This window comes from Mycolicibacterium sphagni, from assembly GCF_002250655.1.
In the GTDB taxonomy this organism is placed as follows: domain Bacteria; phylum Actinomycetota; class Actinomycetes; order Mycobacteriales; family Mycobacteriaceae; genus Mycobacterium; species Mycobacterium sphagni.
In genome coordinates this window covers 1-25,868 of record NZ_NOZR01000008.1, presented here as the reverse complement: position 1 = coordinate 25,868, position 25,868 = coordinate 1, and the positions used below count along the sequence as shown (strand labels likewise).

The 25,868-nt window shown below is 65.2% G+C and carries 19 protein-coding genes and 1 pseudogene; 14 read left to right on the top strand and 6 right to left on the bottom strand.

Features of this window, described 5'->3' with window-relative positions; all coding sequences use genetic code 11:
* Positions 1-25 precede the first annotated feature (25 nt).
* The gene (locus CG716_RS11260; protein ID WP_207760638.1) at positions 26-634 is read right to left on the bottom strand and encodes a TetR/AcrR family transcriptional regulator; all 609 of its coding nucleotides are present in this window, start codon (positions 632-634) and stop codon (positions 26-28) included.
* A 68-nt stretch (positions 635-702) separates the two neighbouring features.
* Between CG716_RS11260 and CG716_RS11255 the strand changes: the two genes are divergently transcribed.
* From CG716_RS11255 to CG716_RS11245, 3 genes are all read left to right on the top strand, one after another.
* Positions 703-1,824 carry an FAD-dependent monooxygenase gene (locus CG716_RS11255; protein ID WP_094479486.1) on the top strand — a complete coding sequence of 374 codons (1,122 nt, stop codon included), beginning with the start codon at positions 703-705 and terminating at the stop codon, positions 1,822-1,824.
* Positions 1,825-1,848: 24 nt separating this feature from the next.
* On the top strand, positions 1,849-2,958 hold the full coding sequence (locus CG716_RS11250; protein WP_420093184.1) for an NAD(P)H-dependent amine dehydrogenase family protein: 1,110 nt from the start codon (positions 1,849-1,851) through the stop codon (positions 2,956-2,958).
* A 189-nt stretch (positions 2,959-3,147) separates the two neighbouring features.
* Positions 3,148-3,813, top strand: a complete 666-nt coding sequence (locus tag CG716_RS11245) for a cutinase family protein (protein ID WP_234817810.1) — start codon at positions 3,148-3,150, stop codon at positions 3,811-3,813.
* 18 nt (positions 3,814-3,831) lie between these two features.
* Here the strand turns inward: CG716_RS11245 and CG716_RS11240 are convergent, their stop codons facing one another.
* Positions 3,832-5,964, bottom strand: a complete 2,133-nt coding sequence (locus tag CG716_RS11240) for a CocE/NonD family hydrolase (protein WP_165774109.1) — start codon at positions 5,962-5,964, stop codon at positions 3,832-3,834.
* A 49-nt stretch (positions 5,965-6,013) separates the two neighbouring features.
* Between CG716_RS11240 and CG716_RS30170 the strand changes: the two genes are divergently transcribed.
* Positions 6,014-6,421, top strand: a complete 408-nt coding sequence (locus CG716_RS30170; protein WP_165774108.1) for a YfiR family protein — start codon at positions 6,014-6,016, stop codon at positions 6,419-6,421.
* A 39-nt stretch (positions 6,422-6,460) separates the two neighbouring features.
* Here the strand turns inward: CG716_RS30170 and CG716_RS30165 are convergent, their stop codons facing one another.
* A complete protein-coding gene (locus tag CG716_RS30165; RefSeq protein ID WP_165774107.1) occupies positions 6,461-8,149 on the bottom strand; it encodes a PecA family PE domain-processing aspartic protease in 1,689 nt (562 codons plus the stop codon).
* 219 nt (positions 8,150-8,368) lie between these two features.
* Between CG716_RS30165 and CG716_RS11230 the strand changes: the two genes are divergently transcribed.
* Entirely contained in the window at positions 8,369-9,604 is a 1,236-nt protein-coding gene (locus CG716_RS11230) for a cytochrome P450 (protein ID WP_094479479.1), read from the top strand.
* Positions 9,605-9,863: 259 nt separating this feature from the next.
* Here the strand turns inward: CG716_RS11230 and ligD are convergent, their stop codons facing one another.
* Positions 9,864-10,910: a non-homologous end-joining DNA ligase gene (gene ligD / locus CG716_RS11225; RefSeq protein WP_165774106.1), complete on the bottom strand. Its 1,047-nt coding sequence runs from the start codon at positions 10,908-10,910 to the stop codon at positions 9,864-9,866.
* Between the two features lie 84 nt (positions 10,911-10,994).
* On the opposite strand from ligD, the gene CG716_RS11220 reads away from it, so the two are divergent.
* On the top strand, positions 10,995-12,065 hold the full coding sequence (locus CG716_RS11220) for an ATP-dependent DNA ligase (protein WP_094479475.1): 1,071 nt from the start codon (positions 10,995-10,997) through the stop codon (positions 12,063-12,065).
* On the opposite strand, the gene bfr is transcribed toward CG716_RS11220, so the two are convergent.
* Positions 12,062-12,550 carry a bacterioferritin gene (gene bfr, locus CG716_RS11215; RefSeq protein ID WP_094479474.1) on the bottom strand — a complete coding sequence of 163 codons (489 nt, stop codon included), beginning with the start codon at positions 12,548-12,550 and terminating at the stop codon, positions 12,062-12,064. The two genes, CG716_RS11220 and bfr, sit on opposite strands and share 4 nt — an antisense overlap.
* Positions 12,551-12,920: 370 nt before the next feature.
* Between bfr and CG716_RS11210 the strand changes: the two genes are divergently transcribed.
* Genes CG716_RS11210 through CG716_RS11175 form a run of 8 tightly spaced genes read left to right on the top strand, consistent with a single transcriptional unit; the run spans position 12,921 to position 25,078 of the window.
* Positions 12,921-15,461, top strand: coding sequence for an ABC transporter ATP-binding protein/permease (locus CG716_RS11210; RefSeq protein ID WP_094479472.1), 2,541 nt, complete (start codon positions 12,921-12,923; stop codon positions 15,459-15,461).
* Positions 15,458-17,212 carry an ABC transporter ATP-binding protein gene (locus CG716_RS11205; protein ID WP_094479470.1) on the top strand — a complete coding sequence of 585 codons (1,755 nt, stop codon included), beginning with the start codon at positions 15,458-15,460 and terminating at the stop codon, positions 17,210-17,212. The genes CG716_RS11210 and CG716_RS11205 overlap by 4 nt, the downstream gene beginning before the upstream one ends.
* Positions 17,209-17,646, top strand: a complete 438-nt coding sequence (locus CG716_RS11200) for an MmpS family transport accessory protein (RefSeq protein ID WP_094479468.1) — start codon at positions 17,209-17,211, stop codon at positions 17,644-17,646. Before CG716_RS11205 ends, CG716_RS11200 begins: the two co-directional genes overlap by 4 nt.
* Positions 17,643-20,498 carry an MMPL/RND family transporter gene (locus CG716_RS11195; RefSeq protein ID WP_094479466.1) on the top strand — a complete coding sequence of 952 codons (2,856 nt, stop codon included), beginning with the start codon at positions 17,643-17,645 and terminating at the stop codon, positions 20,496-20,498. The genes CG716_RS11200 and CG716_RS11195 overlap by 4 nt, the downstream gene beginning before the upstream one ends.
* A 9-nt stretch (positions 20,499-20,507) precedes the next feature.
* A complete protein-coding gene (gene gluQRS, locus CG716_RS11190; RefSeq protein ID WP_094479464.1) occupies positions 20,508-21,392 on the top strand; it encodes a tRNA glutamyl-Q(34) synthetase GluQRS in 885 nt (294 codons plus the stop codon).
* 45 nt (positions 21,393-21,437) lie between these two features.
* Complete coding sequence (locus tag CG716_RS11185) at positions 21,438-22,910, top strand: ABC transporter permease subunit (protein WP_094479462.1); 1,473 nt, start codon at positions 21,438-21,440, stop codon at positions 22,908-22,910.
* Positions 22,907-23,677 carry an amino acid ABC transporter ATP-binding protein gene (locus CG716_RS11180; RefSeq protein ID WP_094479460.1) on the top strand — a complete coding sequence of 257 codons (771 nt, stop codon included), beginning with the start codon at positions 22,907-22,909 and terminating at the stop codon, positions 23,675-23,677. Before CG716_RS11185 ends, CG716_RS11180 begins: the two co-directional genes overlap by 4 nt.
* 42 nt (positions 23,678-23,719) lie before the next feature.
* Positions 23,720-25,078, top strand: coding sequence for a flavin monoamine oxidase family protein (locus CG716_RS11175; protein WP_094479458.1), 1,359 nt, complete (start codon positions 23,720-23,722; stop codon positions 25,076-25,078).
* Between the two features lie 11 nt (positions 25,079-25,089).
* Here CG716_RS11175 and CG716_RS31090 read toward each other — a convergent pair.
* A pseudogene (locus CG716_RS31090) lies at positions 25,090-25,868 on the bottom strand (PE family protein); the annotation flags it as partial.

The window sequence follows — 25,868 nt, the reverse complement described above, 5'->3', positions numbered from 1 at the left end:
CGGGCTCTCGCTGATTTTTGCCGTTTCAGCCCGGCGGGCTCTTGGGGCTGAGAAGCGGGAGAAAAATGGTGTCGACGATGTCCTCGATGGTTTCGTCTGACAACGGTCGCAACGTCATGAGAATTTCGTAGCGAAATAGATCGACGGGTAGGCGGGCGATGCGTTCGGTGACCTGTTCTAGTCGAATTTCGCCGCGGTCGACGGCCCGCTGGATCGCCTGCTCCATGTGGGGGTTGCGGCCTCCTTGGACGAAGGTACTGAGATCGGCCAGGCTGGTGCCGGTTTGGCGGTAGAAGCCGCCGAGCTGGGTGAACAACTGCGTCGCCAATCCGACTCTGACTTTGTTGGCTTGCTGCAGTAGCGCGATGACGTCGCCGCGGAGGCTGCCGGTGTCGGGGCTGACGATGACGTCTTTACCCACCTCGCACTTCAACGCGGCCAGCACCAGTTCCTGCTTGCTGGGCCAGCGCCGGTAAAGAACCGCGCGACTGGTACCCGCCCGCGCCGCAACGGCGTCGATCGTGAAGCTGTCGTAGCCGCGTTCGGTCAGTTCCTCCCACGCGGCGTTGAGCAGCGCCTCTTCCAAAGCGCGGCCACGGCGTCGTTGCGGCGCACCGCCAACGTTAAGAGACATTGCGTATCCTAAAACACGGGTCTATGTTCAGGATACGAACTGTATCTAACTGCTGGAAGGGGCTATCTATGCGCATTCTGATTTCCGGGGCAGGTATCGCAGGTCTGAGTACCGCGATCAACCTCGGCGCCGACGGCCACGATGTCACCGTCCTCGAACGCGCCGGCCATCTGCGGGTCAACGGCTCCCCCATTGACATTCGCGGTGACGCGATCGAGATCGCCGACAAGATGGGCGTGCTCGGACAGATCCGCGACCTCCGGATCGACATGAGCGAACGCGTGCAGTTCGTCGACAGCAGCGGCGCCGTGGTGGCAGAACCGCCTCTTGACCAGATCAACGACTCCCCCAACGACATAGAGATCCCCCGCGAAGACCTCGCCACCATCCTCCACGACCAACTCGGACCGTCAGCACAGCTGCGGTTCGGCGAATCCATCGCCGAACTCGACGACGACGATCGCGGCGTCAACATCCGGTTCACCTCAGGCGCCGCCGACCGCTACGACCTCGTGGTGGGCGCCGACGGCATGCACTCGGCGGTCCGCCGGCTCACGTTCGAACCCGAACAGCAATTCCTCCGCCACCTCGGCTTCTATGTCGCACTGGCCGCTCTACCCGACTACACCCCCGTCGACCGAACCAATCCGATGTACAACTACCCGGGTCACATGACCGGCATCGCGGCTTTCAACGACAAAGCCTTGGCGGTCTTCATGTTTCGATCACCCTGGATCGACTATGACTATCACGATCTCACTGCGCAGAAGCAGATCCTCGTCGATGCTTTCGCCGGTCACACCGAATGGCGAGTCCCCGAACTGGTTGACGCCGCGGTCCAAGATCCGGAACTGTACTTCGACTCAGTCAGCCAGATTCACATGTCCAGCTGGCACCGCGGTCGAGTCGTCCTCGTCGGGGACGCCGCGCACTGCGCTTCCAATCTGTCGGGACGCGGGACCAGCCTCGCTCTGACCGGTGCATGGTTTCTCGCTCAAGCACTCCGCGACCACCCCGGTGACGTCACCGAGGCGTGGCAGCAATATGAACACGACCAGCGCCCCCACGCCACACGGTCGCAGGCAACCGCGGCACCGGGAGGCGAACGGCTGGTCCCGGCCACCCAAGACCAAATCGACGCCCGCAACCGATCCTTCTCCCCAACCACGGAGAAGCGGGACAGCATCTGATCACTCAGACATCTCGATCTGCGCATGGGCAACCATTCGAGGTCCTGCGCACCCTATGCTGAGCGAGTGCACAACACTTCCCCGTATCGGGTCGTCCAGTGGACGACCGGCAATGTCGGCAAGAGCTCCGTCCAGGCGATCGCCACCAACCCCACACTCGAACTAGTCGGCTGTTACGCCTGGTCAGCGGACAAGACCGGTCGCGATGTCGGCGAGTTGGTCGGCATCGAGCCACTGGGGGTCACGGCGACCAACGACATCGACGCGCTACTGGCCCTCAAGCCAGACTGCGTGGTCTACAACCCGATGTGGATCAACGTCGACGAACTGGTCCGCATCCTGTCCGCCGGCGTCAACGTGGTCGCCTCCGCGTCGTTCATCACCGGCCATAACCTCGGCGAGGGCCGCGCCCGCATCGAGGAGGCGTGCAAGGCCGGCGGGTCGACGATGTTCGGCTCGGGCGTGAGCCCCGGGTTCGCCGAACTCCTGGCGATCGTGGCAGCCACCGCCTGCGATCGCGTCGACAAGGTCACCATCGCCGAGTCGGCGGACACCACCCTCTACGACTCCCCCGACACCGAGCGGCCAGTCGGATTCGATATGCACATCGACGATCCCGCGCTGCAGCCGATGGCGGCCAAGGGCACCGCGGTGTTCGCGGAGGCCGTGCAGCTGGTCGCCGACTCCCTCGGCGTCGAGCTGGACGAGATCAGATGCGTGTCGGAGTACGCCCAGACCACGGAGGATCTGCCGATGGCGTCGTGGACCATCAAGGCCGGCCACGTGGCCGGGGTCTACGCCAGTTGGCAGGGCATCGCCAACGGCAAGACGGTCATCGACATCAACGTCCGCTGGAAGAAGGGCACCACACTTCAGCCCGACTGGCAGCTCGACGGCGACGGCTGGAAGATCACCATCGACGGCCGCCCGACGGTCAACATGCAGGTCGGTTTCCTGCCCCCGATGGACATGATCGAGAACGCCAAGTCCATCGAGGACTTCTTCGTACTGGGCCACATCATGACGGCGCTGCCGCCGATTCACGCGATCCCGGCCGTCGTCGCCGCACCCCCCGGCATCGCCACGTACAACGATCTGGCTTTGCCGAAGGCCCGCGGGGTGGTGCCCCGATAGAGGCAGAGGCTCGCGCACGCGGCGGCGGAGGTCGGCGGTACTCGAATCTTTCTGCACGCCAACGACTTAAGGCACCCGTCAGGGAAACCGCACCCGCCGCAACACCGACGGCTGTGAATTTGCCCGCGGCTTCCCGTCTGCGTCGGCGCGCCTAAGACGTCAAACGCCAACCGATGCCAACATGCACCGGTGCACACCCACGCCGCTCGGATCTTTGCTGCGGCGGCTATCACGAGTGCCGCACATCTGACCTCGATGACCATGCCGGTCGCGCTGGCCGACACCTGCCCCGATATCCACGTTGTCTATGCGCGCGGAACCGACACTGTGCCGCCGGTCGATCCGGTGGGACAGGCGCTGGTCAACGCATTAAGTGCACAAGCGCCCGGCAAATCGCTGTCCGTTTACGGCATCAACTACCCAGCCAATCTGGATCTGGCCGGAGGTACCACCACCGGCGCCACCGACGGCTGGGTACACGTTCAGAATCTGGTGGCGGCGTGCCCGAACACCCGGCTGGTGTTGAGCGGGTATTCGCAGGGCGCCGACATCATCGACCTGCTCACTACCACTGCAGGAACAGCGTTCGGCACTCCAACCCCAATGCCTGACGCCGTTGCCAGCCACGTCGCTGCGGTCGTGGTCTTCGGTAACCCGTCGAGGAAGCTCGGCGGGGGGCCGCTGACCACGAGAAGCGTTCTGTACGGCTCCAAGGCGATGGACTACTGCCTGGTAGGCGATCCCATCTGCTCGAACGGGATGGACCTCGCCGCCCACGGTCAGTACGTCACCGCGGGTGTGGTCAACCAGGCGGCACAGTTCGCGGCCAGCCGGCTGGCACCGGCCACCAACTGACCGCGAACGGTCTGCGCCTTACGGCTCCGGGGTGATCGTCGCCGGGGTCTGCAGTGTGAGGCCGATGTTGGAGATGTTGATCACGCCGAATGCGGTGAAGTTCTCGTACGCCGTGGCCGAGCTGGTGATCTGCAGCGTCAGATCGCCCGGGTCCACCGAATCATCCGACGTGTACACGATGTTGGCCAGGTTAAACGTCACGCTGTGCGTGCGCCCGTCGAGGGTGACCGGTACCGGCGTGACGAGGTTGCCGACCACCAGGCCGGTGTTGTTGTCCACCAGCTGCGCGTAGACGAAGCGGCTGGTCCCGATGCCCTGGTAGTCGAAGCTCAGCGTCGGCGCCCCGACCGTCTGATCCAGTCCGGTCAAATTCAGCTTGACGTTGATCGCGTTGCTGGCCTTCGACGCCAAACCCAGCGAATACGGAATCGAGGCCTGCGGGGCCGGGCCCGAGCCGCCGATGATCGGAACAATGCCCAGAGTCCCACCCGATGCCCCGCTGGCAGCGGTGAAATTCGGACCGAAGAACGCACTGCCCGCAGTCGGCAGATCGTTGGAGGAGAACCAGTTCCCGAACTGGTCGGTGTACTGGAAGTTCGGCGCCGCCGGCACCGCCTCACCCTTGACGTACTTGTCGAGCCAGTTCAGGGTCGCGTCCAGGTTGCGGGTACCGGTCGTGTCGGGGGTCAGGCAGACTCCGTGGCCGACGCAGGACCAGATCATCTGGGCGGGCACGCCCGGCGCCAGCGCCTCTGCGTTGTCGATGGCCTGCTGCAGGGTGAACAGCACGTCGATCGTGCCCTGCAGGAAGAGCGTTGGCGCGCTGATGTTTCCGACCACGAAATCGGGCCCGCTGCTCGCCAGCACGGCTTTCGCAGTGTTGGTGAGGATGCCCAGCAGGTCGCCGGTGATGACGCCGACGTAGATCTGGTTGTTGATCCGTGCGTTGCTCAGCACGAGCGACAGCAACAGCAGCGAGGAGTAGGCGGTCTTGAATGCGCCGTCCGGATAGAGCGAGCTGTTCAGCGAATTCCAGGCGATGGCCGGCACGATGGCCTCGAGACGAGGATCGGTGCCCGCGGACGTCAGCTGGATGCCGCCACCGTAGGAGCCGCCGACCATGCCCACCTTGGGATCGTTGGGCCCGTTGAGAGCCGACGTCGGCTGGGTCGCGATCCAGTTGATCATCGCGGTGACATCGCGGCCTTCGAAGGCCGGGCTGTCCAATTGCAGGATGCCGCCGGAATCGAACTCGCCACGGGGATCCCAGGTGACGACGTTATAGCCGTCGTTGCGCAGCGATTGCACACCGGGAGTGAGTTCGCTGATCCCGTACGGCGTGTACGGATCAGTCTGGCCGGCAGTGGCCAGGCCCGGGCCGTTGAGGATGGTCGGTGCCACGTCACCGGCCGGAACTCCGTTGGGGCCCAACGTCGACGCCGGGAACCAGTTGAGGCTGATCAATGTGCCGTCGAACGACGGCATCTTGTACGTGAATGCCAGTGGCTTGGCCGTCGGGTTCAACGCCGACGGATCCCCGGTGAACGTCACGAGCTGCGAGTACCCGATGATGGGCGCCAGCAGCGTACCGAGGATCGGCGTCTGGTGAATGACGACGAGCACCTGCGGCACGAATCCGCCCAGAATCGGGATGCTTTCAAGGATCTTGTCGAACTGCGTCTTCTCCGATACCAAGATCTTGAACTGCTCACTGCCCGAGGTCAGGATCGACTTGTCCGGCAGGTAGGTGAAGTTGCCCAGCACGTAGTTGGTGTCACCCGTGCTCGAGAACGTGATCTTGCCGCCGGCACTCGGGCCGCTGATCAGGGTGTAAATCAGCGGATTGGTACCAGTGGTGGTCGCCCCGGTGCTGCCGTTGATGATGCCGTCGACGATGGCGAGGACCGGGTTGACGACGATCGGATTGCTGCTTTGGATCAACGCCGCGGTGGTGGTCAGCGATGACGTCACGCTGCTCGCCGCGGCGCTTTCCCGGCGCTGCAGGGCGGCAAACGCAAGTGCGAGCGGCGAATCAGCGGGCACCGTCGGCAGTCCACCGGAGAGCTGGTCGATTGCGTCATGCACCGCGGTGGTCAGGCGCGTGGCAATCGGCGTGCTCGCCGACACCGACTGCGCGCTCGTGGTCGTCACGTTGTTTGCCGTGGCCTCAGCCGAGCTGGACCCCTGAGACGACACCGCAGTGGCCGCCTTGCCCTGGCCCACCCCGGCGCTCGTGCTCTGCGAACTGGACTTGGCTCCGCCGGTGCTGACCACCTGGCCCGAGCCGGCGCTGGCCGACCGCTTCGACGACGCGATTGCCGGGGACGATCCCTTCGACCCGGCACTCGAGGAACTGCCCGTCGAGGAATTCCCGCTTCCCGCCGACGATCCCGTCGACGAGTCAGCCCAAGCGACACCGTATCCCGTGGAGAACAACGCGGCGCCAACCCCGAGGGCCACCGCCAACCCGCCAACCCGACCGACAAACCGTGAAGCGCCCATGAGTGTGTCCCTCCCGACCGACGGCAACAGTGCCTGTGCGGAGGGTAAACCCGCCAGCGCTTACGGGTCGGCAAATTCCGGAATTCGTCAGCTGGGGATTTGCTGAACTTGCCGACGCAAGCGAGTCTCGTTCAGCGGCAACGAATCAGGCGTAGTCGAAGTTCGTCGAACCCTGGCCATAGGGCGTGGTGTTGTCGGAGTAGGTGTAATCGATGTAGACCGGGCCGTGCTGGTACGGCGCATACCCGGTGTTGATCAACCCGCTCGAGATCACCGTCGGCGCGTTCTGCGAGGTGACGATGTAGGAGTACAGCAACACCCCGTCCGAGGTGTACACCGAAATCTGGGTTCCCACCGGCACGTTGCTCTGATAGCCGATCATGGAGGACAGGATCGTGCCGTACACACCGCCGGAGTCGATGATCGCGCCGACGTTCTGCGCCGACCCGTTGTTGATCTTCACCTGCAGGTACGCATCAGGCGAACCGGAGACCGACGTGCGAGTGGGCAGCGGGTTGGGGCCGAAGACCATCACGCCGGCGATACCGAGGAACAGGCTCTGGTAGAGGAACACACCCTGACTGAGGTCACCGGGCAGCGAGGTCGTCACGAGGCTTGGTCCGGGGCCGGCGGAGTTGGCGCCGATGCCGAGCACACCGGAGGCCCCACCGAGCTGGTGGAAGAAGGCCAAAGCCGCCGCAGCGTCGGCGGGGTCGACGATGTTGACACTCGTCGGCCCGGAAACGATGCCGTTGCCGAAGTCAACCGTCGTGGTGTAGGTGGTGTAGCCGTAGCTCAACCCGCCGCTGTAGCCGCTGGTACCGGTACCGGTCGCCGGGCCGAGGGGTGCCGCGTCACCCACCGAAGCGGAAGTGACCACCAGGCCCGACGATCCGGTGTCGACGAGAACGGGCGTGCTGGGTCCGCCGTTGATCGAGATGTAGACGATCGGCTCGGTCGTGGACTTCATGCTGACCAGGACCACGCCGTACACCCGGCCGTTCTGGGCGGCCGTGGTGACCAGGTTCTGGATCGGCGAGATGCTGCTCGTCCCCTCAAAAGCACCCACCAGCGGTAGGAACACGTTCGCGGCGGTCAGCGCGGTGGTGGCCAGCGTCGGGAGGAGCAGCGCGCCCAGCAGGCTGACCCCGGCGAGCTCGTGCACGATCGGGACGCCGGACGTACTGGCGTAGAGCGACTGGGCTTTTGGTGTTGCGATTTCCCAGGTACTCAACGCCAACGCAGCCTGCGAGAGCAATATCTGCGGAGCGATGGACACCAAGCCCGCGGCGAAGTTGCCACTGCCCCACGTCTGTTGCTGCAACAGCGACTGGGCCGAAGTGATCTGCGACTGGGCCAGGTTCACCGCGACATCCGCCACAGTCGGCGGTGTCGATGGCAACCAGGAATAGCTGCTCGGGGTCGAAGTGGCGGCGGTGCTCGACGAGCTGTCGCTGGCTGCGGCGCCGGTGTCGGTCGTGGTGGTGCGCACGAGGGCGGAATGAGCCAGCCCAGGCGTGCTGGTGGCGGTTGTCTGGGTCTCGGTTGCCTCGGTGTCGGCGACAGCTGCCGCGGTGGCATTACTCGCCGCGGCGGCTGAGGCGTTTCGCGAGCTGGTCTTTGCGCTCGACGATGTCGCGGCGTTGTGACGCGCCGAGTGGGCCGTACCGCTGCCCGCCCCCGCCCCGGTGTCGGCGCAGGCCACGGCGGACCCGCCAACCAGCGCGGCGCCGAGGCCCAGCGTGACGGCACCGGCACCCAGCCACGCGTAAGGCTGGCGGCGTGCGCGGCCTTTGCTGTTCCGACGGCTCTGCCCGCTGTCACTGTGCCTCATCGCATCACCCTTCAGCGTCACAGCGGCGACGGCCGATCTGCCCAGTCGTTAGTTTGCTGAGTGTCTATCACAGGTCGCCGCCGAGGCAATAGCCAACCCGCCTGGCTCTCACCTATGAATGTGATGGGTCGGCTGAATGTGATCGGTCGGCGAAGATTCCGACAGGACACCCGGTCGCCACGCGTATGGTCTGAACTGACGAGGCTCCCGGAGGATGCGATGCCGAAGTTGGACGACATTGACCTTGCCGACCTGGATCAGTTCACGGCCGGCTTTCCCTATCGCGTCTTCGACGATCTGCGTCGAGACGCGCCTGTCTGGTGGCATCCACCGACGGCCCACACCCCCGGCGGTGAGGGCTTCTGGGTGCTCAGCCGTTACGCCGACATCGTCGCCGCGGCCGCAGACGATGCGACGTTCTCGTCCGAGACGGGCGGTGACCGCGAGGGCGGCGGCACCACGCTGGAAGACATGCCGATGGAATTCGCCGTCGGCGCGCTGCTGAACATGATGGACGACCCGCGGCACGCGCAGTTTCGCCGCCTGCTGACACCGAGCACGACACCTCGCGCGCTGCGAGCCATCGAGGACGACCTTCGCCGCCGGGCTGTCGACATCGTCGACGCGGCAATCGCCAAGGGCGAGTGCGACTTTCTGATCGACGTGTCCGCCGAGTTGCCGTTACAGGCTGTGGCGGAGCTGGCGGGAGTGCCCCAAAGCGATCGTCATGAGTTGATGAACTGGGCCAACGTCACACTCGACTACGAGGGGCGCGAAGTCGGCGAGATCAGCGACCGCGTCGCCCAAGCGCAAGCACGGATGTTCACCTACGGCACGAACTTGCTGGTACGCAAGCGATCTGAACCCCCCACCACCGATCTGCTGTCGATCGTGACGCACGCGCTGATCAACAACGAGCCACTCAGCGAGAACGAGCAGCGCCTGTTCCTCAGTTTGATCGTGGCCGCCGGTAGCGAGACGACCCGCAACTCCATCGCCATCGGCATGGCGGCCTTGAGCGAGCGACCGCAGACCTGGGAACGGTTGCGCGAAAATCGCGAACTGCTTCCAACAGCGGTCGAGGAGCTGCTGCGCTGGGCATCGAGCACTCCGTACAACCGGCGCACCGCCACACGCGACATCGAGATGCACGGCCAGCAGATCAGGGCCGGCGACAAGGTCTCGCTGTGGTGGGCTTCGGCCAACCGCGACCAGGACGTGTTCGGCGACCCCTACGCCTTCGACATCGACCGAAACCCTAACCCGCACTTAGCCTTCGGACGCGGAGTCCACTTCTGCCTCGGTGCATCACTGGCTCGCATGGAGATGCGGGTGATTTTCGACGTCCTGCTGGACCGGGTCGATTCCGTGACGCTGACCGGCCCCATCGAATACGTCCGCAGCAATAAGCACAGCGGAGTCCGGCACATGCCCGTCACGATCACTCCCCGTTGAGGATCAACCCATGTCGATTTCCGAGCAGTACATCGATGCGGTCAACCGGGGAATTACGTCCATGCCGCCGACGTGTTCAGGATCTGAGGCAATCGAGCATCGATTGAGCATTCGCGCTTCAACTTTCGCGGCCTGATTCTCGAACGTCAGCGCTCAATCAACGCGGTTGCCGCCGCCGTCCCTGGGATCACCGGGCGAATTGCATCAGATCAGGCGCTTTCGACAGCACCCGTCCAGTCGAGCGTCTGCTTAGTCAGCACTAGACCTTGTTGCCGTCGTCGTCCCAGTGCGCCGCGACTTTCTTGCTGGGCTGCACGCGCGGCGGTTCGCCCGGCATCTTCGGATAGCTCGGCGGGTAGGGCAGGTCACTGAGACCTCGCTCTTCGTCGGCGGCCACCATCTCCAGCAGTGAATCGATCGAATGGGCAACCGAATCCAGCTCGGCCATCGGGTCACCGCGCTCGGCGATCAGCGCCGGGACCGTTGCCATTGTGAAGTCGTCAGGATCCGCGGTGGCCAGTTCCTTCCACGTCAGCGGAGTGGACACCGTGGCGATCGACGTCGCCCGCACCGAGTACGCACTGGCGAAGGTCCGGTCGCGGGCGTTCTGGTTGTAGTCGACGAAGACCCGTTGGCCGCGCTCCTCCTTCCACCAGGAGGTGGTCACCAAATCCGGTGCGCGACGCTCCAATTCGCGCGCCAGGGCGATCCCGGCGCGGCGGACCGCGATGAAGTCCCAGTCCGGCCGGATGCGCACGAACACGTGCACCCCGCGCCCGCCGGAGGTCTTCGGGTAGCCGACCAGTCCGAGTTCGTCGAGCACCGGCTTGAGGATGTCGACGGCGATGGTGCGCGCCTCGGCAAATCCGGTGCCCGGCTGCGGGTCGAGGTCCACTCGCAACTCGTCAGGGTGCTCGGTGTCCGGGCAGCGAACCTGCCACGGGTGCAACGTCACTGTGCCCATCTGGGCGGCCCACACGATCGCGGAGGGATGGGTCACCTTCAGTGCGTCGGCGGTTCGCCCGGACGGGAACGTCACCCGACAGGTCTGCAGATAGTCGGGATGCTTCTCGGGAACCCGCTTCTGGTAGATCTCCTCGCCCTCGATGCCGTCGGGGAAGCGCTGCAGATGTGTCGGCCGGTCCCGTAATGCGGTGAGCAGAGGCCCGGCGCCAACCGTTCGGTAGTACTCGACCAGCTTGCCTTTGGTGCCGTTCGACCCGAGCTTGGGGAAATACACCTTGTCCGGGTTGGTGAGTCGGACGGCGACACCGTCGACGTCGACCTCTTCGGCCTTGGCCGCCATCAGCGGGACGGGTTGAATTGGAGTCCGCTCACCCTTTTCAACTTACCGGCGTGAAGCCAACGCGCACGAGACGAGAATGAACCGATGCAGCTGCCCGTCAACCCACCGGTATCGCCGATGCTCGCCAAGTCGGTGTCCGCTATCCCGCCCGACGCCTCCTACGAACCCAAATGGGACGGGTTCCGTTCGGTGTGTTTTCGCGACGGTGATGACGTCGTCTTGGGCAGCCGCAACGAGAAGCCGATGACCCGGTACTTCCCTGAGCTGGTCAGCGCGGCGATCGCGGAGCTGCCCGAGCGGTGCGTGATCGACGGCGAGATCGTGATCGCCACCGAGGCCGGCTTGGATTTCGAAGCGTTGCAGCAGCGGATTCACCCCGCCGACTCCAGGGTGCGCATGCTCGCCGAGAAAACCCCGGCCGCGTTCATCGCGTTCGATCTGCTCGCGCTCGGCGACGATGACTACACCGGGCGGCCGTTCCGCGAGCGGCGAGCCGCGCTGGTGCAGGCGCTGGCCGGTAGCGGTCCGACCTTTCACGTCACGCCTGCCACCACGGATCTCGAGACCGCGCAGCGATGGTTCGCCGAGTTCGAGGGCGCCGGGCTCGACGGTGTGATCGCCAAACCGTTGACCGTCACCTACCAGCCCGACAAGCGGATGATGTTCAAGGTCAAGCACGAGCGGACCGCGGACTGCGTGGTCGCCGGCTACCGGGTGCACAAGTCCGGCGCCGACGCGGTCGGCTCGCTACTCCTGGGGCTCTACAACGACGACGGCGCACTGGCATCGGTGGGTGTGATCGGCGCTTTCCCGATGGCCGAACGGCTCCGGCTGTTCACCGAATTACAGCCTCTGGTAACCGAATTCGAGGGCCATCCGTGGAACTGGGCGGCGCTCGAAGCGGGCGAACGCACACCACAGAAGAATGCCGGGTCCAGGTGGAACGCCGGCAAGGATCTCTCGTTCGTCCCGCTGCGCCCCGAGCGGGTGGTCGAGGTGCGCTACGACCACATGGAGGGCGCGCGGTTCCGGCACACTGCCCAGTTCAATCGCTGGCGTCCCGATCGCGACCCGCGATCCTGCACCTACGAACAGCTCGAGCGGCCGGTGACTTTCAGTCTCGGCGAGATCATTCCGGGGTTGGAGCCCCGCTAGTCCAGCGAGCCCGGCGGCCGCGAGACACACTGGGCGGAATACAGCTCGACGCCGAGAGTGTCCATCAGCTGGAGCTGCGTCTCGAGGTAGTCGATGTGGTGTTCTTCGTCGGACACGATGTCCTCGAACAGATTGGCCGTGGTGGAGTCCTGCTTCTCCCGGCACAGCACGATGGCGGGCTTGAGTCGGTTGACCACCTCGTACTCGAGGGCGAGGTCGCTCTCGAACTGCTCGCGGATCGTCTGGCCGATGTTCAGCGTGCCGATCCGCTGGTAGTTGGGCAGCCCGTCGAGGATCAGGATGCGGTCGGTGACCCGCTCCGCGTGACGCATCTCGTCGAACGATTCGTCCCGGGTGTGCTTGGCCAGCTCGGTGAACCCCCAGTTGTCCTGCATCTTGGAGTGCAGGAAGTACTGGTTGATCGCGGTCAGTTCACTCGTCAACTGCTGATTGAGGAGAGTGAGAATCTCGCTGTCGCCTTGCATGACTTCTCCTGTCAAATGTCGCCGAGCCGCAATCCATACCGTAATTAACGAACCTAATACAGATTCGCCGACGAGGCGACGCTTATCGTGGTCAAAACGGGTTGTCGTGCTTGAACTTTGGCATATTCGCATGCCCGGCGGCAAATAAATTGAGGCTTGGCTGACTTCGAAGAAATTCGGTTAGTCTTGCCTTAGCCGATGGCTGAAATGAGCGGTCGGCTGACAATAATTTCGGTTCTCGAATTCCGCCCGCGGCGGGTAATCGAATTCCGCTGCGCAGTGCCGCCCGCCGGACCCCGTGGAGGCCCGGGGCCAAGTTAGCTTAGGTTAAGCTAACTAACTCCAGGCGCCGATAGCAGAGGACACCGATATGGGACGAGGCTTCGGAGGCGCAATGCTGCGCGGCTTCGGGGGGCGCGATCACGTCGCGACCGTGGAGCAGATCGCCCGCATCGCCCCGCACTGCGTCCGCATCACGATGTCGTCGCCGACCGTGTTCGAGGATGTCAGCTCCGGCCCGACGACATGGCTGCGGTTCTGGTTCCCCGATCCCGAAGGCGGAAAGACCGAGTTCCAGCGCGCGTACACCCTGGTGTGGGCCGATCCCGAGGCCGGCAGATTCGCCGTCGACGTCGTACTGCACGAGCCGGCCGGCCCGGCGTGCGCCTGGGCATCGGCGGCTAAGCCGGGCATGACCATCCCAGTCGTGTCCCTGGGCTCGACCCGGTTCGAAGTCCCCGAGGAGCTGCCTGCCGGCTTCCTGCTCATCGGTGATTCGGCATCGATCCCGGCGATCAACTCCATCCTGGCGGTGCTGCCACAGGACGTGGACGTCGAGGTGTACCTCGAACGCCACCGCGACGAAGACGAGCTCATCCCGCTCACCGAGCACCCGCGCCGCCGTCTGCACTGGGTGACCCGAACTGATGACAGCTCGCTGGCCGATGCCATCGAGAACCGAGATTGGTCAAACTGGTTCGCGTGGGCCGGCCCCGAAGCCGGAGCGCTCAAGCATCTGCGCAAACGACTGAAGGACACGTTCGGGTTCCCCAAGACCGAGCTGAAGGCCCAGGCGTATTGGACGCAGGGCCGGGAGATGGGCAGCAGTCGTGACGACGGCGTGGCGGCGCCCGCACCCGCCCCTCCCGTCGCCGCCAAGGGCACGTGGCGTTCGCAAGCGGGCAAAGACCTACTGGCGCCGGTGAAGCCACAATTGATCATCGCCGGTGTGCTGCAGGCGTTGCTGACCCTGCTGCAGCTCGCGCCGTTCGTGGTCCTGGTCGAGCTGGCTCAGCTGTTGCTCAGCGGCGCCGACTCATACCGGGTATGGAATACCGTGACCGCTTTCGTCGTGCTGCTGACCACCGGCACCACGCTAGGCGCGGTGCTGGTGCTGTGGCTGCACATGGTCGACATGCGGTTCAGCGCGGAGGTACGCCGCCGTCTGCTGGACAAGCTCGCCCGAATGCCTTTGGGCTGGTTCACCGATCGCGGATCCGGCTCGGTCAAGAAGCTCATCCAGGACGACACCCTGTCGCTGCACTACCTGGTCACCCACGCGGTGTGTGACGCGGTCGCGGCGCTGGTTGCTCCGATCGCGGTTTTGATCTACCTGTTCACCGTCGACTGGCGGATGGCGCTCATCCTGTTCCTGCCGATCCTCGTCTACATCGTGACCACCTGGACGATGGTCTATCAGAGCGGGCCGAAGATCACCGAGGCATCCCGGTGGGCCGAGCGGATGAACGGCGAGTCGGCGGCATTCCTGGAGGGCCAGGCCGTGATTCGGGTGTTCGGCGGTGCGGCGGCTTCCTCGTTCCGCCGGCGGCTGGACGAGTACATCGCCTTCCTCAATGAATGGCAGCGGCCATTCATCGGCAAGAAGACCTTCATGGATCTGGTTACCCGGCCCAGCACATTCCTCTGGCTGATCGCCACGGCAGGCACCTGGCTCGTCGTCGACGGTCGGATGGCGCCCACGACACTGCTGCCATTCCTGGTGCTGGGTACCACGTTTGGCAGCCGGCTGTTGGGCATCGCCTACGGGCTGGGCGGCATCCGGGAAGGCACTCAGGCCGCCAAGCGCATCGCGGTCACGCTCGACGAGACCGAACTGAGCATTCAGGCGCAAACGGCACCACCGTCGACGGCCACTGCCACAGTGACATTCGACGGCATCAGCTTCGGCTATCGGCCCGGGGTACCGGTGATCCACGACGTGACACTGGCCCTGAAGCCGGGCACCGTGACGGCTCTGGTGGGCCCGTCCGGTTCAGGTAAATCGACGCTGGCGGCGCTGTTGGCACGGTTCCACGACGTCGACGCCGGTGCGGTGCGCATCGGCGGGCGTGACATCCGAACTCTGACGGCCGACGATCTCTACACCCAGGTCGGCTTTGTGTTCCAAGACGTGCAGCTGGTCGGGGGCACCGTCCGCGACAACATCGCGCTCGCCCGCCCGGAGGCCAGCGCCGCCGAGGTCGAGCACGCGGCGCGCACCGCCCAGATCCACGAACGTATCCTGCGGCTGGCAAGCGGATACGACACGGTCCTGGGTGCGGACAGCCAACTGTCCGGCGGCGAGAAACAACGCCTCACCATCGCCCGCGCACTGCTCGCCGACACGCCGATCCTGATTCTCGACGAGGCCACCGCGTTCGCCGATCCCGAATCGGAATACCTTGTGCAGCAAGCATTGAGCTCACTGGTCAAGAATCGGACAGTGCTGGTGATCGCCCACCGGCTACACACCATCACCGGCGCCGACCAGATCGTGGTTCTCGACCACGGCCGGATCGCCGAGATCGGCACCCACACCGCACTACTGGCCGCCGACGGCCGCTACCGCCGCCTGTGGGACAGCCGGCTCGCCGGCACCCCCCGGGCTCTGACCGGTGAGGCCGCCCGATGATCGGCTCCCTGATCCGATTGCTCCCGGCGCACGCTCGCGGCCCGTTCACCACCTACGTAGCGTTGACGGTCATTTCCGTCGTCCTGCGCGCGGCCAGCGCACTGCTCCTGGTACCGCTGCTGGTCGCGCTGTTCAGCGCTCACCCCGCCGACACGTGGGCCTGGGTCGGCGCGCTCACCGCGGTCACGATCGGCGGCTGGGTGGTGGACATGTCGTTGGCGCGCATCGGTTTCGGCATCGGCTTCACGCTGGCCGAAACCACCCAGCACGCGATGGCCAACCGGCTCACCGAGACTCCCCTGCACTGGTTCAGCGCCGACAACACCGCGGTTGCCCGCCAGGCCATCGCCGCCAGCGCTCCGGAGCTGGTCGGTTTCGTCGCGAACCTGCTGAGCCCGTTCATCGGTGCGTTGCTGCTGCCCGCCGCGATCACAATCGGCTTATTCTTCGTGTCCTGGGAGGTGGGTGTGGCCGCCGCGATCGCACTGCCGTTCCTGCTGGGCGCGCTAGCTGCCAGCCTGCGACTGGTACGTAAGGCAGATGCCGCCGACGCCAGCGCGCACAGTGCACTGACCGAACGCCTCGTGGAGTTCGCGCGCACCCAGCAGGCGTTGCGGGCTAGCCGCCGCGTGACGGTCGCGCGCAGCCAGACCGGCGAGGCCATCGCCGCCGTGCGCGGTGCGACCTTGCGGCTGTTGCTGTTCCAAATCCCCGGCCAGCTTCTCTTCAGCGTGGCCAGCCAGATCGCGCTCATCCTGCTGGCAGGCACGATCACCACGCTGACGCTGCAGGGTCACATCGGCGCACCCGCGGCAGTGGCGCTGGCGATCGTTATGGTGCGCTTCCTCGAGCCGTTCACCGTGCTGGCCGATCTGTCCAGCGCGGTGGAATCCTCGCGGGGGCTGTTGGAGCGGCTGAACACCGTCACCACCGCGCCGCTGGACAAGCAGACCAAGGACGGTGCACTCCCGTCTGGTGAATCACAGCCGCCCCGAATCGAATTGCGGTCCGTCGGCTTCGGCTACCACGACGCCGAGGTGCTCAAGGACGTCAGCTTCACCCTCGAACCGGGAACCACCACCGCCGTCGTCGGCCCGTCCGGCTCCGGCAAAAGCACGATCCTGTCCCTGATCGCCGGGCTGCACACACCCGGGCGCGGGCAGATTCTCTTTGACGGCACCGACGTCACCGGTATCGGCCCCGATGCCCGGCGCGCGCTGGTCAGTGTGGTGTTCCAGCATCCGTATCTGTTCGACGGCACGATCGCGGACAACATCCGGGTCGGACGACCCGATGCCGACGACGACGCCATCCACCGCGCCATGGCACTGGCACGCGTCGACGACATCGTCGAACGGCTGCCGGACGGTGCGCTGACCAAGGTCGGCGAGGCCGGTACGGCTCTGTCCGGCGGTGAACGCCAACGTGTCAGCATCGCAAGGGCTCTGGTGAAACCGGCCGGGGTGCTGCTGATCGACGAAGCGACCAGCGCCCTGGACACCGAGAACGAGGCGTCGATCACGCACGCCATCCAGGCCGATCCGCATCAGCGCACCCGAGTCATCATCGCGCACCGGCTCGATGCCATCCGCAACGCCGACCAGGTCCTGTTCATTGACAACGGTGTGGTGGTCGAGCAGGGCAGCATCGACGAACTCACCGCTCTCGGTGGGCGATTCGCCGAGTTCTGGCATCAGCAGGCGTCCAGCGCCGGCTGGCAGATCGCCCCGGACTCCCCCGGTCGGGTATGAGAGCGCTTTCCGCTGCCAAGCGGGCCTGGATCCCGCTGGTGCTCGTAGTAGTGCTCGCCATCGGCGTTTTCGCGGTAACGCGAGTACGCGGGATTTTCGGCTCCCATCACCTGCCCACCTATGCCGGTAGCAAGTCGGACGACAAATACAAGTCGGATCCCAAACGCGTGGTCTACCAGATCTTCGGACCGCCCGGTGCCGTGGCCGACATCAACTATCTCGATGACTACGGCACTCCCCATCAGGTCAACGGGGCCGTGCTGCCGTGGTCGGTCGAGATCGTCACCAATGCCCCCGCCATGGTGGGGAACGTGTTGGCGCAAGGCAACAGCGATTCGATCGGCTGCCGGGTCACGTCCGATGGAGAGGTCAAGATTGAACGGACTTCTACCGACGTGAACGCTTACGTCTATTGCTTTGCGAAGTCGGCATGATGGGCTCGTCACGCCGCGATCCGACGCCCGTCGCGCACTGGATTCGGCGACTGGCCATCCCCATAATCCTCGGCTGGCTGGGAATCGTCGTCCTCTCCAGCGTCCTCATCCCGCCGCTGGAGACGGTCGCCCAGATGCGGGCAGTCCCGATGAGTGCGCCGGACGCGCCGTCGGTGCAGGCGATGACGCAGATGGGCCGCGTGTTCGGGGAGTCCGAGTCGGACAGCTTCGCGATGATCGTGCTGGAGGGCGATCAACCGCTCGGGGCTGACGCGCACACCTACTACGACACCCTGATCAAGACACTGCGCGCCGACACGGCCCATGTCACGCACGTTCAAGACTTCTGGGGCGATCCGCTCACCGAGGCGGCCGCCCAAAGTGCCGACGGCAAAGCCGTTTACGTCCAGCTGAACCTGGCCGGCAACGTCGGCACCACCCAGTCCAACGACTCGGTCGCCGCAGTGCGCAAGGCGGTGGCCGACACACCCCCAGCGGCGGGGGTCAAGGCGTACGTCACCGGTCCCGCCGCACTGCAAACCGACATGAACGACGCCGGCGCACGAAGCATGGCCAAGATCGCACTGGTCACCTTCGCTGTGATCATCGTGATCCTGTTGCTCTTCTATCGCTCGCTCATCACCGTCGTGCTGTTGATCGTGACGGTACTCATCCAGGTGGCGGCCGCGCGCGGTATCGTGGCCGCGCTGGGCTACTACAACGTCATCGGTCTGTCGACATTCGCAGTCAATCTGCTTGTCTCACTGGCAATCGCGGCAGGAACCGACTACGCGATCTTCCTCGTCGGCCGCTACCAGGAGGCCCGCCAGGCCGGCGCGGACCGCGAGGCCGCCTACTACGAGATGTTCAACGGCACTGCCCACGTCGTGCTGGGATCCGGCCTCACCATTGCCGGCGCAACCTATTGTCTGAGCTTCACCCGCATGCCGTACTTCCAGTCATTGGGCCCACCGTGTGCGGCAGGCATCGTCGCCGGTGTCGCGGTCGCGCTCACGCTTGGCCCGGCGATCGTCACGGTGGGAAGCCGGTTCGGGCTGCTGGAACCCAAGCGCCACATGCGGATCCGCATGTGGCGCAAGATCGGCGCGGCGACCGTCCGCTGGCCGGGTCCGATCCTCACGGGCTCGCTGGCCATCGTGATCCTCGGGCTCGCAGCGCTGCCCGGATACCGCACCAGCTACAACGACACCAAATACATTCCCCAGAACATCGCGGCCAACGAAGGTTTACAGGCAGCCGACCGCCACTTCAGCCAGGCTCGGATGAACCCCGAGATCCTGATGATCCAGGCCGACCACGATCTGCGTAACCCTGCTGACTTCCTCGTCATCGATAAGATCGCCAAAACCATCTTCCGGGTTCCCGGTATCGCACGGGTCCAGACGATCACCCGCCCCGACGGGATGCCGATCGCGCACACGTCCATACCGTTCATCGTGAGCATGCAGAACGTCGGCATGATCCAGAACATGAAGCTCATGAAAGATCGGATGGCCGATATGAAGCGGCAGGCCGACGAGATGGGCACCACCGTCGCCACGATGAAACGCATGTACGACCTGATGAGCCAGCTCACCGGCGTGACACACGAGATGGTCGGCCAGACTGTCGAGCTACAGGGAACCATCCACGAATTGCGGGACCGGATAGCCGATTTCGATGATTTCTACCGGCCGATCCGTAACTACCTCTACTGGGAACCGCACTGCTACGACATCCCGCTCTGCTGGTCCACTCGTTCGATATTCGACACCATGGACGGCGTCGACACGATGACGGCCACCATGGACAAGGTCATCGCCAACATGGGCGAGATGGACCGGTTGATGCCGGAGATGCTCGATCAGGTCGGACCGATGATCACGACCATGGAAAACATGCAGCAGATGATGCTGACGACGTTCGCCACGATGTCGGGCATGTGGAATCAGATCGACGAACTGAGCCAGAACTCGACTGCGATGGGCAAAGCCTTCGACGACGCCAAGAACGACGACTCGTTCTATCTGCCGCCGGATGTGTTCGACAATCCCGACTTCCAGCGCGGGATGCGCAGTTTCGTCTCCCCCGACGGCAAGGCGGTGCGCTTCATCATTTCGCATCGCGGGGATGCCGCCACGCCGGAAGGCATTTCACACGTCGAACCGATCAAGATCGCAGCGATCGAAGCGGTCAAAGCCACCCCGCTCGAAGATGCGACGATTTCCCTGGCCGGCACGGCTGCCACCTTCAAGGACATGGCCGACGGCTCGAAATACGATCTCATCCTCGCCGGTATCGCGGCGCTGTGCCTGATCTTCATGATCATGGTGGTGATGACGCGAAGTCTGGTCGCCGCTGTGGTCATTGTGGGAACCGTGCTCGTCTCGTTGGGTGCGTCGTTCGGGCTGTCGATCATCATCTGGCAGTACATCTTCGGCATCGAGCTGCACTGGCTCGTGCTGGCCATGTCGGTGATCGCCCTGCTGGCCGTCGGGTCGGATTACAACCTGCTGCTGGTGTCCCGGTTCAAGGAAGAGCTGCCGGCGGGCGTCAAAACCGGCATCATCCGCGCGATGGGCGGAACCGGCAGCGTCGTGACGGTGGCCGGCCTGGTGTTCGCCGCCACCATGTCGTCGATGGTGGTCAGCGACCTGCGCATCATCGGGCAGATCGGCACGACCATCGGGCTCGGGCTGCTGCTGGACACTCTCGTGGTGCGCTCGTTCATGACACCGGCCATCGCCGCGCTGCTGGGCCGGTGGTTCTGGTGGCCGATCAATGTCATTCGGCCCCGCGCCGCGCCGTCCGCGCGAGCCACAACGGAGACGCCGGTTCCGCAGCTGAGTTAGATTGCGGGCGTGACCCGCCCAACGCCGGGCGCGGGCCGGTTCGCCCCCAGCCCGTCCGCCGACCTGCACATCGGCAACCTGCGTACCGCTGTGCTGGCGTGGTTGTTCGCGCGCTCGACCGGACGGCGCTTCCTGCTCCGTGTCGAGGATCTCGACGACCGCACCCACGACCAGGTGGCGCACCGGCAGCTCGACGATCTGGCTGCCATCGGCGTGACGTGGGATGACGAGCCACAGTGGCAGTCCCGCCAGCGGGAGCGCTACGACGCGGTGATCGACGGGCTGGTCGCGCGCGGTCTGGCCTACGAATGCTACTGCAGCAGAAAGGATATCCTCAGCGCACCGAGGGCGCCGCACGCCCCTGAGGGGGCCTACCCCGGCACCTGCCGGGGCTTGAGCGACGCCGAACGGGCCGCCAAACGCAAGGCCGGTCGCCCGCCCGCGCTGCGACTGCGCGCAGACACCGACGAGTACACAGTCACCGATCTGCTGCACGGCACCTACACCGGCGTCGTCGACGACCTCGTATTGCGTCGCGGTGACGGCGTCCCGGCCTACAACCTGGCCGTCGTCGTTGACGATGCATTTTCCGGCATCGACCAGGTGGTGCGTGGTGACGACCTGCTGTCGTCCTCCCCACGCCAGGCGTACCTGGCGAACCTCCTCGGCTATCCGCAGCCCTCCTACGCCCACGTGCCGCTGGTCGTCAACGGCGAAGGCAAGCGGCTGGCCAAGCGTGACGGCGCGGTTACACTCGGCGAACTCGGGGTCCGGCGGGCCTTCGCCCTGATCAGCGAGTCATTGGGCTGGCCGGAAGCCGACATGGCCGGGCTCTTGCGCCGGTTCGATCCCCACCGGCTGCCCCGCGAGCCGTGGGCATATCAACCCGTTTGATCGCAACCCTTGGCGGCCATCCCGGGCCTCACTAGAGTCCGGCGGATGCGTCATCTACCACGCGCTGCACTGCTGGCCGTTGTGATGACCGCGGCTGTACTCCTTGGCGGCTGCGGATCGAAGTCCGATGGTGGCGGGCCGCTCGCCTCCGGTGTGCTGCGGGTCGGCACGGAGGGTACTTATGCGCCGTTCAGTTTCCAAGATCCCGCAACCGGACAACTCGCCGGTTATGACGTCGATGTTGCCAACGCGGCCGGCCAGAAACTTGGCAAGAAGGTCGAGTTCGTCCAGACCCCATGGGATTCCATCTTCGCCGCCCTGGAAGCCAACCGATTCGACGTGGTGGCCAACGAAGTCACCATAACCCCCGAACGGCAGAGTAAATACGACCTGTCCGAGCCCTATTCGGTGGGCGAAGGCGTCATCATCACCCGGGCCAACGACGACTCGATCACGTCGCTGGCCGATCTCAAGGGCAAGACCGCGGGTGCCAGCATCACCAGCAACTGGGCGCAGGTGTCCCGGGACGCCGGCGCGAAAGTGGCGCCGGTGGAGGGATTCACGCAGGCGATCACCCTTCTCAACCAAGGCCGGGTGGACGCGGTCGTCAACGACAGCATCGCCTTCCATGCCTACCAAGCTGAAACAAACAACCAGTCGGTGAAGATCAGCGCCACGATCGGAGAAAAGAGCGAGCAAGGTTTCGCGGCCCGCAAGAACAGCGGCCTGCTGCCCGAGTTGAACAGAGCTATCGACGAGCTGAAGGCCGACGGTACCCTGGCCGCGATCTCGCAGAAGTACCTGAAAGCCAACGCCACCGGAGCGCCGGCCGCCGGCGGCGCCGAGGCCGGCCACCGCACAGTGTGGCAGCTCATCGCAGACAACCTGTGGCCGTTGGCCAAAGCCGCGATCACGGTGACCGTTCCGCTGACCGTCATCAGCTTCATCATCGGACTGGTGATCGCGCTCGCGGTGGCCCTGGGCCGGTTGTCCAAGAACGTGTTGGTGTCCAACATCGCCCGGTTCTACATCTCGATCATTCGCGGAACGCCGCTGTTGGTGCAGCTGTTCATCATCTTCTTCGCGCTGCCGCAGATCGGGATCAAGCTCGAGCCGTTCCTGGCTGCGGTGATCGCGTTCAGCCTCAACGTCGGCGGCTACGCGGCGGAGATCATCCGCTCGGCGATCCAGAGCATTCCCAAGGGCCAGTGGGAGGCTGCCGAGACCATCGGCTACCACTACGCCGGTGCGTTACGGCGGATCATCCTCCCGCAGGCCGCCCGGGTGGCAGTGCCGCCGCTGTCTAACACACTGATCTCGCTGGTCAAGGACACGTCCCTCGCCTCGACCATCCTGGTGACCGAATTGCTGCGCACCGCGCAGGTGGCCGCCGCGCCGACCTTCGAATTCTTCGCGCTGTACGGCACCGCGGCGGTGTACTACTGGATCATCTGCCTGGTGCTCTCGTTCGGTCAGAGCCGCCTTGAACACCGGCTGGAAAGGTACGTGGCACGATGACTGACACCGCCGACGTCGAATACCGTGTCGTGGCCGAGAACGTGCAGAAAGCGTTCGGCGACAACAAGGTACTCAAGGGTGTCTCGTTCACCGTGGCGCGGGGCACGGCGACCGCGATCATCGGGCCGTCCGGGTCGGGGAAGACGACGCTGTTGCGCACCCTGAACGCACTCGACCGGGCCGATGCCGGTGTGATCCGGGTCGACGACATCGAAATCGACTTCTCCACACCGACACCGAAACCCGAGGTGCGCAGGTTCCAGTCGCGAAGCGGCTTCGTGTTCCAGGGACACAACCTCTTTCCGCACAAGACGGTCCTGCAGAACATCATCGAAGGCCCGGTGATCGTGCAGAAGAGACCCAAGGAAGAAGCGATAGCCGACGCTGTCGAACTCCTGGACCAGGTTGGGCTGGCCGCCAAAAAGGATCAGTATCCCTATCAACTGTCCGGCGGGCAGCAGCAGCGGGTCGGCATCGCCAGGGCACTGGCGCTCAAACCCAAGCTCGTGTTGTTCGACGAACCCACCTCAGCACTGGACCCCGAACTGGTCGGCGAGGTGCTCTCGGTGATCAAGGACCTCGCGGACGAGGGCTGGACTCTGGTGATCGTCACCCACGAAATCCAGTTCGCCAAGCAGGTTTCCAGCCAGGTGTTGTTCACCGACGGCGGCATCATCCTGGAAAAGGGACCACCCGACGAGGTGATCGGGAATCCGAAGGAAGCGCGCACCCGCCAGTTCCTGGAGCGTGTGCTCAATCCGCTGTAGCCGGACCGGGCCCTGTGTCACAGTGTCACAGTGCCGAAGCAGATGGACATCGACGCGGACGTCGTCATTGTGGGCGCCGGGCTCTCGGGGATGATCGCGGCCCGCAAGCTGCTCGCAGCCGGGCTGACACCGGTGGTGCTGGAGGCCGACGAACGCGTCGGCGGGCGCATCCTCACCGAGGAAGTCCTGCCCGGACTACCCGTCGAACTCGGCGCCCAGTGGATCGGCGACACCCACGAGCGGATGTTCCGGCTGGCCGCCGAACTCGGAGTCGAAACGTACCCACAGTTCGAGGACGGCGAGACCTCCTACGAGTTCGGCGACACCGGTGTGCTGCGCGAGAACGAGTTTCACACCCGCTTCGCCGGCGAGCTGGCCGAACTCGAGCGGGTGCTGCGCCGGTTGGACGAGCTGGCCGCCGAGGTTCCCGTAGAGGCCCCGTGGTTGGCACCGCGGGCCGCCGAATGGGACGCCGTCACCGCGGGTGCCTGGTATGACGCGCAGGGACTTTCACCGATCGCGCGCACACTGTTGGAGATCTGCACGGTGGGGATCCTGGCGGTGCCGACAGCCGAAGTGTCGTTCCTGCATCTGCTGTTCACCATCCAGACCTGCGGTGTGACCTCGGAGCTGTTCGCCGAATCGGAGGGCGGCGCACAGACCACACGGTTCGTCGGCGGCACCAGCGAGATCCCCCGCCGCCTGGCGGCCCTGATCGCCGACCACATCGTACTGAAGGTGCCTGTTCAACTCATCGAGCATTCGGCCGCTAGCGTGACCGTGCACTGCCGCGGTGGATTAGTGGCACGCGGACGCCGGGTCATCGTCGCCATCTCCCCGACACTGGCCGGCCGAATCATGTACGACCCCCCGCTTTCCGGTGTCCGCGACCAGCTCACCCAGCGCCTGCCGAACGGCTCGTCTATGAAAGCGTTCTTCGTCTACGACGAACCCTTCTGGCGCGCTGACGGATTCAACGGCCAGCTCATCTCCGACCGCGGGCCGGCCCGGATGTCCAACGACACCTGCATACCCGGCGACGACCACGGGGTGATCCTGATGTTCCTGGAGGGCGACCAGGCCCGCACCTTCGGCCGCCTCCCCGAAGACGAGCGCCGTGCGGCACTCATCGACGAGCTGGTACGGCACTACGGCAACAAGGCGGCCAAGCCGGAGTTCTACATCGACGGAGAATGGTCGGACCGGCAGTGGACACGTGGCTGTTACAACGCCAACCTCGGACCCCACGTATGGACGTCCTACGGGTCCGCCCTCAGCGCCCCGATCGGCGTGATCCATTGGGCATCAACGGATACCGCGACCTACTGGAGCGCATACATGGAGGGTGCGGTCGACGCCGGTGAACGTGCCGCGCAAGCGGTGATCGACGAGCTGGCTTGATAGCCCACAATTCAGGGCTTCGGTGTGCCGTCGATTCCCTTGGTGCCGTCGCTATCCGTACCTTTGCCGCCCTGGCCGCCGGCACCGCCGACGCCCAGCGAACCGCCGTCACCACCGTCGCCGCCGTTGCCCCCGATGCCGCCGACACCCTTTGAGTCACCGCCATTCCCACCGGCGCCGCCGTCGCTGAATTGCGAAAGTGCGCTACCACCCTGGCCTCCTACACCGCCCAGCGCACCCGTGGCCAGGGTTGATCCCACTCCGGCGACACCGCCGTAGCCGCCGAGTCCACCATCGCCCAGCGACTGCCCGCCTGAGCCGCCGTCACCGCCTGCTCCGCCGTTGCCATTGGCCGTAGCGCCGTCACCACCCGCGCCGCTGCCACCGAGGCCGCCGTCACCACCGTTGCCGACGGAGCCACCGCTGCCGCCGTTTCCGCCGTCACCGCCGCTGTCTCCGACATGTGTGGCGTCAAAACCGTTGCCGCCGTTGCCACCGTCACCGCCGGAGGTCGCCCAGACGCCACTGGGGCCACCCGTCCCGTCGTTCGCGCATCCGCAACTCACACCGGCCAATCCGCCCGCACCACCAGCGCCGGCGCTGCCGGGATCACCACCGTCTCCCCCTTTACCCCCGTTGACAGCTCCGGCGTCACCGGCCGCGCCCTTGCCGCCGTTGCCGCCTAGACCGGCCGCACCGCCGCTGCCGCCGTCACCACCGTTGCCGGCGACGGCGGTGAGTGTGAACAGGAACAGCACATGTGACGAACCGCCCTCCCCGCCGACACCCC

Excerpts from the sequence above, each read along its gene's own strand:
- CG716_RS11260 (WP_207760638.1), bottom strand. The coding sequence starts at position 634 with ATGTCTCTTAACGTTGGCGGTGCGCCGCAACGACGCCGTGGCCGCGCT.
- CG716_RS11255 (WP_094479486.1), top strand. The coding sequence starts at position 703 with ATGCGCATTCTGATTTCCGGGGCAGGTATCGCAGGTCTGAGTACCGCG.
- CG716_RS11250 (WP_420093184.1), top strand. The coding sequence starts at position 1,849 with ATGGGCAACCATTCGAGGTCCTGCGCACCCTATGCTGAGCGAGTGCAC.
- CG716_RS30165 (WP_165774107.1), bottom strand. The coding sequence starts at position 8,149 with ATGAGGCACAGTGACAGCGGGCAGAGCCGTCGGAACAGCAAAGGCCGC.
- CG716_RS11230 (WP_094479479.1), top strand. The coding sequence starts at position 8,369 with ATGCCGAAGTTGGACGACATTGACCTTGCCGACCTGGATCAGTTCACG.
- ligD (WP_165774106.1), bottom strand. The coding sequence starts at position 10,910 with ATGGCGGCCAAGGCCGAAGAGGTCGACGTCGACGGTGTCGCCGTCCGA.
- CG716_RS11220 (WP_094479475.1), top strand. The coding sequence starts at position 10,995 with ATGCAGCTGCCCGTCAACCCACCGGTATCGCCGATGCTCGCCAAGTCG.
- bfr (WP_094479474.1), bottom strand. The coding sequence starts at position 12,550 with ATGCAAGGCGACAGCGAGATTCTCACTCTCCTCAATCAGCAGTTGACG.
- CG716_RS11210 (WP_094479472.1), top strand. The coding sequence starts at position 12,921 with ATGGGACGAGGCTTCGGAGGCGCAATGCTGCGCGGCTTCGGGGGGCGC.
- CG716_RS11205 (WP_094479470.1), top strand. The coding sequence starts at position 15,458 with ATGATCGGCTCCCTGATCCGATTGCTCCCGGCGCACGCTCGCGGCCCG.
- CG716_RS11200 (WP_094479468.1), top strand. The coding sequence starts at position 17,209 with ATGAGAGCGCTTTCCGCTGCCAAGCGGGCCTGGATCCCGCTGGTGCTC.
- CG716_RS11195 (WP_094479466.1), top strand. The coding sequence starts at position 17,643 with ATGATGGGCTCGTCACGCCGCGATCCGACGCCCGTCGCGCACTGGATT.
- CG716_RS11185 (WP_094479462.1), top strand. The coding sequence starts at position 21,438 with ATGCGTCATCTACCACGCGCTGCACTGCTGGCCGTTGTGATGACCGCG.
- CG716_RS11180 (WP_094479460.1), top strand. The coding sequence starts at position 22,907 with ATGACTGACACCGCCGACGTCGAATACCGTGTCGTGGCCGAGAACGTG.
- CG716_RS11175 (WP_094479458.1), top strand. The coding sequence starts at position 23,720 with ATGGACATCGACGCGGACGTCGTCATTGTGGGCGCCGGGCTCTCGGGG.